The organism is Pedobacter montanisoli (genome assembly GCF_022809115.1).
Classification (GTDB): Bacteria; Bacteroidota; Bacteroidia; order Sphingobacteriales; family Sphingobacteriaceae; genus Pedobacter; species Pedobacter montanisoli.
Map to the genome: position 1 here is coordinate 370,607 of NZ_JALGBH010000001.1, position 12,299 is coordinate 382,905.

Consider the following 12,299-nt stretch of genomic DNA (forward strand, 5'->3'; position numbering starts at 1 on the left):
AATGTGTTCGGGACAGGCTGTTTCAGGGTCTGTATATTGTCCTTAGATAGATGCTGAACTAAATTCAGCATGACGATACAAGGAGGGGTTCAGCATGACGCACAATAGGAGGCTTCAGACTCCCGTCATCAGACTTTCGGGCTACCAACCTTCCCGACTTCAAACATCCGTCATCGGACTTCGGTCATCCGTCTTCAGACTTCGGTCATCCGTCTTCAGACTTCCCAACTACCAACTTCAAACATCCGTCATCGGACATCGGACTCTCATTAAATGTGTCAGGCTGTCCCGATAGCTATCAGGATTGTCGAAGCCTAACTTGCAGGAATACTCACATTTCGACAACTTGTCCCGATACTTCGGGAGGCTCAATGTGACAACGCTAAGTAAAGATGCTGAACTAAATTCAGCATGACGGTATAAGGATAAGTTCAGCATGACGCACAATAGGGATGCTTCAGACTCCCGTCATCTGACTTTCGGACTACCAACCTTCCCGACTTCAAACATTAATCTTTAATTACTTTTTGCTGCAATTGTTGTTGTGCACCTTTAAGTAAAAGAATATAAACGCCAACCGGATAACCCGACAGGTTAATTTGATGAGCTTGGGTCTGAGCGTTCAATTGTGCCTGATAAATTACCTTTCCGGTAACATCTGAGAGCTGTAACTGGTTAAATGTATTGCTCACAAAATTGATGTTAAGTACATTTTTTACCGGATTTGGATAAAGACTAAGCTGGTTACCTGTAAAGCTAAAGTCTAAAGCTTTAATGCCAATTTCAGTCAGTTGCCCATTTAAGTCTAACTGTTCCAGTTTATAGTAGTTAATGCGTGGTGCAGGAGTGGCATCTACCACCTGATAATATTTACGGCTAAGGCTGTTAATGGCTCCCGGTACTTTGGCAATTTCGGTATAATGAATACCATCAGTTGAACGGCCAACAATAAATTCCTTGTTATTTGTTTCGGTTAATGTTTGCCAGTTCACTTTTACCTTCTGCTGTTCTTTTTGCACCGTAAAACTGTATAAACGGATAGGCAAACTGGGGTCAACCTGCATGGTAATACTTGCTGCAGGAGCGCTACAGCCATTTAAGGCAGCTTCTACACTTACTATATCATTATTTAAAGGCGTGTAGGTATAGGTGTTGCCTGCTCCGGTTTGCATTGCATTGCCGTTTACTTTAAAGATATACTGGCTAAAATTAGGACTGGCTGTAAAGGTTACACTGGTACCTGAATTGATTATACCTGTGGTTGAACTACTGATTGTTGCATAAGGGCTTAATAGAGCGCCTACCATTAAAGTACCTAAATTGGTGTATTCTGTCGCAGTGCCACCATTTACAAAAAAAGAGTAAACACGTCCGGCAGGAACATCAGCAGGTGCAAAAGTACCCACAGGGAAATAACCCGGTGTGCCAGCCATTTGTTTGAGGGCCACATAATAATTGGTATTGGCCGGGATATTAACAGCAGTTGGAAAATTAAAGACCACTTTGGTGCCTAGCATTGCATTGGTAATAGTCTGTAAAGGCGATTCGGCTAAAATAACACCATTGGCATTTAACAGTACACCCCCTACCTGCTTATTTACACTGGTAGCTGCGGGATTTATATGCACTTCGGTACCACTGATACTGATCCCTACTGCCGGCGACAAGTATTTTACGGCCAGTATTCCGGCTCCGGTATTAAAGCCGATCCCATCAAAAGGAGCATCGGTGGTGTTGTAAAAGGCAAGCTCGCCACAACCTACCTGTTGTGCTTTTTGCATTGAGTTGTTTGAATTATTCTCATCATTGGGTACGCTCACAACAATGTTCTGGCTACCCACATTGGTGTTAACCATGTTAAAAGATACCTGCGTACTTGCGCCTGCGTTTAAGCTGGGTATGGTAAAGGTTTGGCTGCTGGTATTGGCTCCCGTAACATTGAGGCTTACCTGAATATTGCTGGCATTTTGCGCACCTTTATTTTGTACAGTAGCCTTAATGGCTCCAGAAATCATTCTATTGGTTTTTCCAAAGCCAATATCTAAACTGCTTACCATAATATCATTCTGGTAAGGATTGTTAATACCAAATAGAAGGGTAGGCCTGAAATTACTGCTTTGGGTAAGGGTTACCGGAGGTGTGGTGGTGCTACTTAGATCATCAACAAGTGAACCTGGAGCAGAAGAAACATCACAATTATATACTGCAGGAGTAGTCGCAAACTGGCTACCAAGATAATCATAAGCAACATACAAGCCTCCTCCGGTATAGGTAAAATTACTGTTTAGCCCAATATCTGTAGTTGCGGCTGTAGTTGTACCTACAGGAAGACTGTAACTACCATCATAAACCTGTGTCATACCTGTAAGGATAGTAGACCAGACATTAGATTTAGAATAGCTTGCGTCAGTAGTGTTTTGCAGGTAAATTTTTAAATTACCCCCTGCGGCTGAGCTTACCCCCGAACTATAGACAAAGCCCAATCGTTTAATGATGGTATTTGTATTGAGTACGCCGTTAAGTTCGCTTGCCGGAATAATAAATGCCGCCCTGAAGGTGGTATGGGCCGATGTTCCGTTAGGTGCTCTGTAGGTTGATGTTCCAGGTGTATTTACAGGGGTTTGAACAAATATGATGGCCTGCGAATAGGTGCTTATAGCATAAAACGCCATAAAAATAAAGAGTAAAAGTCTTTTCATGCGAGCTTAATTAAGATTAGAATGATGTTGATTTATAAATGTGGCACATAAATTTCGTTATATACTTTCAAGCAGCTTTAAGGGTTCAGTTTTTTTTGCATCTGTACCTACCTACACCAGCTTTCAGAAATCCAATAAAGTTTGAATTTCAATGTTTCCATTCAGTATTTTATGCACAGGGCAGGCCTGAGCAATCTTATGGATCTTATCGTCCCAGCCCGGTTCAATTACTGCATTTCCAAAACTGATGGTTCTGGTAAATTGCGCTGTCTGTATATGCGGGTAATTTTCAAGCTCTACCTCTACATTAATTTCAGGTATATTCCAGCCTTTACGATCTATATACATGCGCAAAGTAGCAGCAGTACAGCTTGCCAGAGAAGTTGCCAGAATCTCATAAGGATTAAAACCCTTATTACCACCGCCGTTCTTTACAGGCTCATCAGTGATCAGGTGGTTTTCACCAGCAATTACCTCAGTATAGTATTTCTCAAGACCTAAGGTTGCTTTTACTTTTACCGCCATATCAGGATCTTAACTTATAAGACAAAGCACCCGAAGGGCAATGTTCTATCTGGTTTTTCAGTTGCTGGGCATTTGCATTTTCAGCTTTGATCCAGGGGCGCTCTTTAGGATTGTAAACCTGAGGCAGCATTTTTACACAAATGCCCGAGTGCTGGCAAAGCTGGGGTTTCCATATCACGGTAATTTCACCGTTATCATATTCATGTGTTTCCATCTTTTTAAGGTTAAATTTTTCAGAAATAGTTATATCGGATAAACAATTCTTTATTTAACTACAAAATACAATTAGCTGGCTTATTTAGTCTTTAATCAGGTTGATGTTTTCATCAAAATGATGATAAGTAGTATCTAATATGTTTCCGGTTTCTTTGCCTTTTTTCAAAATCATTTTAACAAACATTTTAAGTTCGTATATGGTCTTAGGATTTTTACGGGTTTGGATCCTTTTTTCAATACCATCATTGATGTTTTGATAATAGCTTACAGAATCACTTAGCATAGTGGCTTTGTTTTTATGCTCTTCAAAATCACGTTTAGAGATATTTACTCCCTCTGTCATCCCTATGCTTTGTTGCAACTCCATTTGGCTAAGCTCATTTTTCATAAGTGCTATATAACGCTTAGATTCATCAAGAAGATAATCAATGTGTTTTTGGTTATTGAACATTCTGAGAGAGTCTAATTTGTTTTCGTTTAAAGTATCTACTTTAACAAAGCTAAACTCCTTAATATCGGCTTCAAGGTTTTGTTTAAAAATGGCATCTTTAAGTGCCTTATCAACAGAGGCCTGCATTTTCTCTATATCCTTGGTTTTTTGGTCTTTGCATGAACATAAAGATACAAGCATGAATAAATAAATGATCTTCTTCATAATTTTTTAGTTTTTCGGTATACTAATATATGGAATATTAAAGAAATAGTCAGATACTGTTGCCATTACCCTGAACTTGTTTTACTGCGTAGCTTTCCGCTTTACTCCAAGTCAGGGTCTATTTACCCTTAAAGATGCTGAACAAATTTCAGCATGACGGAAATAGGAAAGCATGACGGCATAGGAAAGTAGGTTGTAACATAAAATGGACTGTATCAGGCTGTCCAGATAGCTATCGGGATTGTCGAAGCCCAGTTGCAGGAGCATTCACATTTCGACAACTTGTCCCGATACTTCGGGAGGCTCAATGTGACAATGCTAAGTATAAAGATGCTGAACCCAGTTCAGCATGACGCTTATATTAAATTGCTCTACAACCATGTCGTCACCCTGAACTCGTTTCAGGGTCTTTCTGCGGCAATAGATGCTGAACCAAGTTCAACATGACGTGAAGGGAGCACACAGCATGACGCAGATATTAAACTATAGAAAGGCACATCAACTTCAAACATCGGACTTCCTGACTATGAGCTCCTGACTTCCGAACTATAAACTTCAGACTCCCGTCATCGGACATCGGCCTCTCAACTTCCTGACTACACACTTCAGACCTCGGTCATCCGACTTTCAGACTATACACTTCCCAACTACCAACTTCCGTCATCAGACATCCGACTCTCAAAAACAAAAACGGGGCCCGAGCCTACGCCCAAACCCCGCCCTGTAAAAAATTTTAAAGCTTAAAACCCGATCTTGATCCCTACATTTAAGCCCAAACCGCCAATGTTTACATAAGAACGCAAATCATCAGAAGGTTTAGAAGAATCGTAATTGGCAGAACCTTTAACGTTCATATCAGAAGTAATGGTTTTATGGTAATTCACATTCCTGTCGCCGTTGGTCTGGTTAGCTAAGGTAAGCTGTTGCGAACCCACAACTGTTCCTGTAGATGAAACCACAACGGTAGCGGTACCATCATATTTTTTCAGCTCTTTGTCTTTTCCCCCTACCGATACGTTACGGTACTCTAACTCAGAAAACAGGCTGATGTTTTTACCCAGCTTATAATCAAAACCTATGGCCGACTGGAAACCTATGGTTGCTTGAGGGTTGATCTTTTCTTCGCGGTCTAACACCAGATTAACCTGTGTACCCGGAGGCGAAGTAAAGCCATTTTCTCTGGCTATGGTTCCGGTTTTGTCGTTAACAGAGGTATTAATTTGCAAGTAGCCATAAACCGGTACAATTACCCCTACTCTGGTATAAGGTTTAAAATCGCCTTTGGTTGGAATTCTTAGTACCAGGGCCGGAGCAACATCCAGTGCTTTTATTTTACCTTTAGAGTAAAGGCTTAAAACGGTATTGCCATTCATGATCCCGGTCATTTTCATCATATCCTGGCTTTCACTTTCAAAATAGTTAACCCCCAGTTCTAAACCCAGTATAGGGTTAAACTGGTAACCACCAGCTAAGCCCGCACGCCAACCCTGTCCAAAAGAACCGGTTAACGCGGTTTCAGATATGGTACTGGTAGCACCCGTATTGGGATTAATGGTAAACACGCGGTCGCGGGCAGGCTTACCATTCAGCGCCGGAAACTCAACAGGGGTAACTTTCATAAAATAACTGGCCCCGGGTTTTAAATAAAAACCCTTATCGGTTTGAGCGTAAGTAGCAGCAGAAGTACCTGCCAGTAATAAGGCAGCGAATAATAACTTTTTCATAGTTCTTAGTTTTGTGTTTAAGGTAACAAACATATTATGCTTGCATAAAAATAAACGCTGTTTTTAAGCTTTTGTTTCAATTTTTAGGAAAAATTGAAACATCATATTTTGGTAAAAAACTTTCTTTTATTACTGAGGTAAACACTACACATTGTAATTTTGCTAACAGTGTTAACCACAACCATGGAAGACCTTTCACATAAAACGATACATAAAGAAAAAATACGCACAGCCATTGTAGAAGCTGCCCGCCAGTTGCTGGAAAAAGAAGGCTGGGAAAACGTTTCCATACGCAAGATTGCCGAACGCATAGGCTATAGCCTGCCTATGGTTTATACGCATTTTGAGAACAAAGAAGCCATACAGAAAGAATTTGTTAAGCAAGGTTTCAACCTCCTCACAGATCATATTGTTACGCAAACTGCACTTGAAACCGAACCGGCACAACAGCTTATAGCGCTTTCTGCGGCTTATTTCGATTTTTCATTTAGCCATGCCTGTTATTACCGGCTCATGTTTGGACTGGGCATACCCAGTTGTCAGCAGGTAAATGAGATTGGCGAGATCAAGCGCTTTACCTCTACCATATTTGAGGTATTGAGAAAACTGGTACCTGCAGCTACCGATGAGCGTATTTTTCTGAAGTTTCATACCCTGTGGTCTGTTTTGCATGGACTGGCCTCTATTAGTATGGTTAACATGACCGGCGCCGCTGATACTCTGCAAAAGCAGGTGTTGTTAGATGCCGTTAAAGGTTTTATTAAAAATATCAACGATTAAAAATTTATGAGCTTAATTGAAGCATTAAACTGGCGTTATGCCACCAAAAAAATGAATGGCGAAGCTGTTCAACAAGAAAAAGTAGATATGATTTTGGAGGCTGCACGTTTAGCCCCAACCTCATCGGGTTTACAACCTTTTAAGATTATTGCTATTAGCAATCCCGATAAAAAGAAAGAATTAATGCCTTTGGCTTTTAACCAGCCACAAATTGTAGATGCATCACATGTATTGATTTTTGCAGCATGGGATAACTATACCCACGAAAATATTGACGAGGTTTTTAACCGTACCAATGCCGAGAGGGGCATTCCGGCCAGCGCTACTGAAGAGTATGTTGCCCGTTTAAAAGGTATGTTGATACCACGTACTGCCGAAGAGAATTTTCAGCACGCTGCCAGACAGGCTTATATCGGTTTTGGTATGGCGATAGCGCAGGCTGCTATGTTAAAAGTAGATACCACCCCAATGGAAGGTTTTGACAATGCCAAAGTTGATGAGTTTTTAGGCTTACGTGAAAAAGGATTGAGAAGTGTGAGCATCTTAACCATTGGTTACCGTGATGCAGAAAACGACTGGTTGGTTAACCTTAAAAAGGTACGTCAGTCTTTAGTCGATTTTGTAATAGAATACAAATAAGCACAAATTTAAAGGGTTGTTTAAAAACAGGATGCTGTTGCATTGAGTAAGTGTCGCATTTCGACAGGCTCAATGTGACACTCAATTTAAACAACCTTTTTTTCTTTATTAAACGCTATACTGAACTTTCTACTTACCCTGCTTCACATCTGTACGTCATGCTGAACTTATTTCAGCATCTTACCAACGAGGGGATAGAATCCTGATATGAATTTACTCGCAACTTTACGCTTCGCTCTAAGTCTGTGTCTAGAATTATAAGGAAGCAGATCCCGAAATGAATTCGGGATGACGATAACGGTTATGAGAACAATAGTGATTATTATGAGACATCCTTAATAGACGCGTCATGCTGAACTTTCTACTTACCCTGCTTCACATCTGTACGTCATGCTGAACTTGTTTCAGCATCTAGCTAAAGAGGAGGATAGACCCTGAAATGAATTCAGGGTGACGCAACGAGTAATAGCAGTAGTTACTGGCAATAGTGGTTACAGACTATTTAATATAGGCCTAAGTCCCTCTTTTCACGTAACGCTTCCCACGAACCGTCATGCTGAACTGGTTTCAGCATCTTTTATCGTTCCCAATCAGAAGACAGCGATAAATGCTTCTAACTTAATCCAAATCCTCAAATAGATCTCTCCACTCAGGATTATGCTCCTTGATCAGGTTAAGTTTCCATTGCCTATGCCAGTTTTTTAGTCGCTTTTCTTCTGCAATGGCTTCTTCTATAGTGGCAAACTGTTGGTAGTACACCAATTTATTGCAATTATACTTAGCCGTAAAAGAATTAGGATCATATTTATCTTTATGCTCCTGTATTCTGAAATACAGTTCTGAAGTAACACCAACATACAAGGTGGTATGGGTGTAATTGGTTAGGATATAAACGCAGCCGCCTCTTTCCATTTACACAAGTTATTCATTTTTGACTAGAGTTCAATAATTTCAAACTCACGCCATGCCTTTCCATCATGCGTCATGCTGAACTGGTTTAAGTACCTAAGCATCCTAAGCCAACATCTACAACTATAAGGAAACAGATCCCGAAATGAATTCAGGATGACGATAGCGGTTATGATAGCAACAGTGATTATTATAAGACGTCCTTAATAGATGCGTCATGCTGAACTGGTTTCAGCATCTTACCAAAGAGAGGTTAGACTCTGAAATAAATTCAGAGTGACGGCGGAGGATATAGAATTAAGATGACGGCCGTAGTTATAATCAGCGACTGTGATTATTATGAGATGGCTTTAATAACACGTTATGCTGAACTTCCCAAAGTAGCGGAACAAGTGTTCCAGTATCTCTAATTACTTTAAATCAGGAGATGGGAGAAATAGGATTATAAGTAATTTCAATACCCATCACATTTCCCATCTGGGCATCATCCCTCAAATACATGCGTCATGCTGAACTTGTTTCAGCATCTAACTAAAGAGGGGTTAGACTCTCTAAAGAGGGGTTAGACTCTGAAATAAATTCAGAGTGACGGTGTAGTGGGTAACAGCAGTGGCATAAAGTGACCTTGGTGAGGTACCTGCCAACTGTAAAATTTTGTTAAACATCATAAGCCATTGGGCAATTGCTGCATAATAATCAATATATTTAGCGCAGGTACATCAATTCTGATCAGATGAAACAATTTAAAATCTTTCTTCTTTTATTTATTTCGGGTATAACCATGGCGTTTGCACAACAGGCAGATACCGCAGCTTTATCAACCATTATCAATAAAACCAAGAAATTAGCTACAGAACAACCTATAGAAAAAGTATATCTGCACTTTGATAAACCCTACTATGCCGTAGCAGATACCGTATGGTTCAAGGCCTATGTTACCACCACACATAATTTCCCATCAGAACTGAGCAAAATTGTATATGTAGAAATGTACAATCAGGTAGATTCATTGGTACAAACCCTAAAACTACCCGTAAAAAACAGTGTAGCCTACGGCAACATCCCCTTAAGTATAAACAACTTTAAACAAGGCAATTACTATATAAGAGCCTATACTTTATGGATGCTCAACAGTGACCCTAATTATTTCTTTAATAAAAGCATTTTAATTGGCGAAGCCATAGACAAAGAACTGATTACCAACATCAGCTATAACAATGTGGCGGCAGATAAAGGCATTAAAACCACTGCCCGCATTCAGTTTAAAGACATCAATAAAAAACCTTTGGCCAATAAAACGGTTAACTGGCGTATTTTTCATAATTATGATGTATTTACCCGCGGTAAAGGTACCACCGATGCCAATGGTTATTTAACCGTTACCGTAACCAGTAAAGCGGGCGAACCCATAACCAAAGGTAGCATAGTAGCCGATGTAAGCCTTAGTGAAAAAAGCCTGGCCAGTGCAACCTTTAATTTAAAGCAGAACCTCGAAAAAGTAGATTTTCAGTTCTTTCCTGAGGGTGGTGAACTCCTTGCCGATGTACCCAATCAGGTAGGCTTTAAAGTAATAGGCACTAATGGCCTGGGTATTGATGTTAAAGGAAGCATTTTAGATGAGCAAAACACCGAAGTTGTACCCTTTACTTCTTCTTTTGCAGGTATAGGCTCATTTTATTTTACCCCTGCAACGGGGAAAAAATACAAAGCAAAATACACTTTAAAAGATGGCAGTACCCAAACCATTGATTTACCGGCAGCACAACAGGAAGGCATTGGCATACAAATCCAGCATAACCCTACTGATATGATTAACCTAAGGGTTTTAACCAATGCCAGCTATTTTGAAAAGAATAAAGACAAAACTTTTTATCTGGTAGGACAAAACACCAATAATGTATGTTATGGAGCCAGTTTAAGTCTCAAAAGTCAGGTGGTTAATGCTAAAATCTCTAAAGAGAACTTTCCTTCGGGCATTGTACAGTTTACGCTTTTTAACGAAAATAAAGAACCTATTAGCGAACGACTGGTTTTTGTATTGCATAAAAATGTGTTAAACATTGCCGCAAAAGCAGATTTGCCACAATATAAACCTCGCCAGAAAGTAAAACTGAGCCTAGACGCAAAAAGCAAGGAACAACCCGTAGCAGGCGATTTTTCTGTAAGTGTGGTAGATGAGCAGAAAGTGCCTTTTGATGAAGACAATGAAACTACCATTTTGAGCTCTTTATTACTTACTTCAGATCTGAAAGGCTATGTAGAAAAACCTAATTATTATTTTAATAAAACTGATGATAAGAAGCTGGCAGATTTAGACCGCCTAATGCTTACACAGGGTTACCGCAGGTTTAGCTATAAAAACATTATGGCCAACAAATACCCTGATGTGTTTTTATTGCCTGAGCAGGGCATTAGCATCAGTGGTACACTGAGAGACCTTACCGGTATGCCAGTTAAAAAAGGTATTATGCGTATGATGGTTACCGGCAAACCTATATCTGCCGAAACGGTAACCAGTAACTTAGGGGTTTTCCATTTCAACAACCTTGTATTTCCTGATTCATCACAAGTGGTAATTACAGCCCGTTACAACCCTAATTACACCAACCTTATGATCATGTTAGATGGCATGCCATCTGCAGCAAAAGGCACCAATCTGCGCTGGGCAGATGAGCGTGAAAACATAGATACACTTTTATCTCCTTACCTTACCAACAGTCAGAAACAATACCGCTTTATGCGTACCCTGAAAGAAGTGGAGATTAAAGGCTCGGTAATTAAAAAAGCCAGTCACCGTGACTACCCCGCACTTTCAGGGCTGAGCCCAATCCCTGATCGTTCTATAGATGCCAATATGCTTACAGGCTGCAGCTCTGTATTAGATTGTTTAAAAGCACTTACGGGTAGTTTTACTTATGATTTTAATGAGCAGAAATTCTATGTATCACGCGATTACAATACCGGAAGTCGTGTTCCCGCATCTATATTTTTAAATGGCATGCCGGTAGATGCCGTTGCCCTGGGTAACCTGAATGGCAATGAAGTTGAATCTATAGAACTGTTTTTAAGCGATCCGCTGGGTACTATAGACAGAACGTACAATACCAAGGGCGTTATTGTGGTTAATGTTAAGAAAGCACCTAAAGGCGAAAAAATATCTAAACAAGAGTTTTTAGATATGATCCCTAAAAAATACGAGGCAAAATATAGTCCGATGGGTTATAGCAAACAACGTGAGTTTTACTCGCCTAAATACCTGCCTAATGCACCTGTTACCAATAACGATTTGAGAACTACCATTTACTGGAACCCTAAAGTAATCACCGACGAAAAAGGCAATACAAGCCTGGAGTTTTACAATGCCGATGGAAAAGGAACTTATAAAGTTGTGGTAGAAGGATTTGATAAAAACGGTAATGTAGCCCGTACGGTATTAAGATATAGTGTTAAATAAAAAGTTCATAATTATTGTGTCACCATTATCCCAACTCGTTTCGGGGTCTATTGCCTTCAAATTAGATGTTTTTGTGATAAATTAATCCAATTCAGGTTACTTAATAATGTAGTCATTCATCTTGCTAAACGTAACAACAACCGTTCTACTGATCTAACCGGCCTGTGAAGATTTTCGGCAGGCAGCTCTTCTGCTTTAACTCGAGCTTTAAAAGAAAATGTTCGAGCCGGGAGCTTTTGGTTACTTTTTGCGATAAAAAAGTAACTGCCGCTACCCGGCATGAGGGTAGAAAAGACTTGTGTAAAGGGTTCCTTCACAAACCTAACTCTTCTACTTCAACACTTTCCTAATATCCTTAATGATCCTTTCAAAATCCTGCATATTTTGCATGCTGTTTTCACGGCTCAGTATTTTCATTTCAATTACACCCGGTTGATGCTTCAGGTAAAAAGTTCCGTTACCCGGCATAACAATTTCTTTTCTCTCAGAAGTATGATCTAAAACTCTTGCGCTTTCACTTCTTAAGGCCTTATTCAGATAATTGTCCAGAACGGGGTCTTCATCCTCTGGGAAAAGACCTGTAAATGAAATCCCATTATCATTTTTAATGGTTTTAAAAGATCTGCGGCCCTCATTAAAATTGCAGGCCAGTAAAGTAAGCGGTAAAATTACAGCCAATAAGCTTATCCTTTTCATAT

At 40.0% G+C, this 12,299-nt stretch carries 10 protein-coding genes; 3 read left to right on the forward strand and 7 right to left on the reverse strand.

Features of this window, described 5'->3' with window-relative positions; genetic code table 11:
• Window positions 1-509: 509 nt before the first annotated feature.
• The 5 genes from MMF97_RS01670 to MMF97_RS01690 all read right to left on the reverse strand — a co-directional run bounded on the left by MMF97_RS01670 (window position 510) and on the right by MMF97_RS01690 (window position 5,819).
• Window positions 510-2,699 carry a T9SS type A sorting domain-containing protein gene (locus tag MMF97_RS01670; RefSeq protein WP_243358010.1) on the reverse strand — a complete coding sequence of 730 codons (2,190 nt, stop codon included), beginning with the start codon at window positions 2,697-2,699 and terminating at the stop codon, window positions 510-512.
• 123 nt (window positions 2,700-2,822) lie between these two features.
• Complete coding sequence (locus tag MMF97_RS01675) at window positions 2,823-3,224, reverse strand: OsmC family protein (protein ID WP_243358012.1); 402 nt, start codon at window positions 3,222-3,224, stop codon at window positions 2,823-2,825.
• Window position 3,225: 1 nt separating this feature from the next.
• Window positions 3,226-3,438, reverse strand: a complete 213-nt coding sequence (locus tag MMF97_RS01680; RefSeq protein ID WP_243358013.1) for a (4Fe-4S)-binding protein — start codon at window positions 3,436-3,438, stop codon at window positions 3,226-3,228.
• An 84-nt stretch (window positions 3,439-3,522) separates the two neighbouring features.
• Window positions 3,523-4,095: a hypothetical protein gene (locus tag MMF97_RS01685; RefSeq protein WP_243358015.1), complete on the reverse strand. Its 573-nt coding sequence runs from the start codon at window positions 4,093-4,095 to the stop codon at window positions 3,523-3,525.
• A gap of 740 nt (window positions 4,096-4,835) precedes the next feature.
• Window positions 4,836-5,819, reverse strand: a complete 984-nt coding sequence (locus tag MMF97_RS01690) for an outer membrane beta-barrel protein (protein WP_243358017.1) — start codon at window positions 5,817-5,819, stop codon at window positions 4,836-4,838.
• Window positions 5,820-6,002: 183 nt separating this feature from the next.
• Between MMF97_RS01690 and MMF97_RS01695 the strand changes: the two genes are divergently transcribed.
• Both MMF97_RS01695 and MMF97_RS01700 read left to right on the forward strand, forming a co-directional pair.
• Window positions 6,003-6,599 carry a TetR/AcrR family transcriptional regulator gene (locus MMF97_RS01695; RefSeq protein ID WP_243358019.1) on the forward strand — a complete coding sequence of 199 codons (597 nt, stop codon included), beginning with the start codon at window positions 6,003-6,005 and terminating at the stop codon, window positions 6,597-6,599.
• A gap of 6 nt (window positions 6,600-6,605) precedes the next feature.
• Window positions 6,606-7,238 (forward strand): NAD(P)H-dependent oxidoreductase, encoded by a 633-nt coding sequence (locus tag MMF97_RS01700; RefSeq protein WP_243358021.1) that lies wholly within the window; start codon window positions 6,606-6,608, stop codon window positions 7,236-7,238.
• 618 nt (window positions 7,239-7,856) lie between these two features.
• Here MMF97_RS01700 and MMF97_RS01705 read toward each other — a convergent pair.
• Complete coding sequence (locus tag MMF97_RS01705; RefSeq protein ID WP_243358023.1) at window positions 7,857-8,150, reverse strand: GIY-YIG nuclease family protein; 294 nt, start codon at window positions 8,148-8,150, stop codon at window positions 7,857-7,859.
• 730 nt (window positions 8,151-8,880) lie between these two features.
• Here MMF97_RS01705 and MMF97_RS01710 point away from each other — a divergent pair.
• The gene (locus MMF97_RS01710) at window positions 8,881-11,601 is read left to right on the forward strand and encodes an Ig-like domain-containing protein (protein ID WP_243358024.1); all 2,721 of its coding nucleotides are present in this window, start codon (window positions 8,881-8,883) and stop codon (window positions 11,599-11,601) included.
• A 330-nt stretch (window positions 11,602-11,931) separates the two neighbouring features.
• Here the strand turns inward: MMF97_RS01710 and MMF97_RS01715 are convergent, their stop codons facing one another.
• Window positions 11,932-12,297, reverse strand: a complete 366-nt coding sequence (locus MMF97_RS01715; protein ID WP_243358026.1) for a hypothetical protein — start codon at window positions 12,295-12,297, stop codon at window positions 11,932-11,934.
• Window positions 12,298-12,299: the final 2 nt, after the last annotated feature.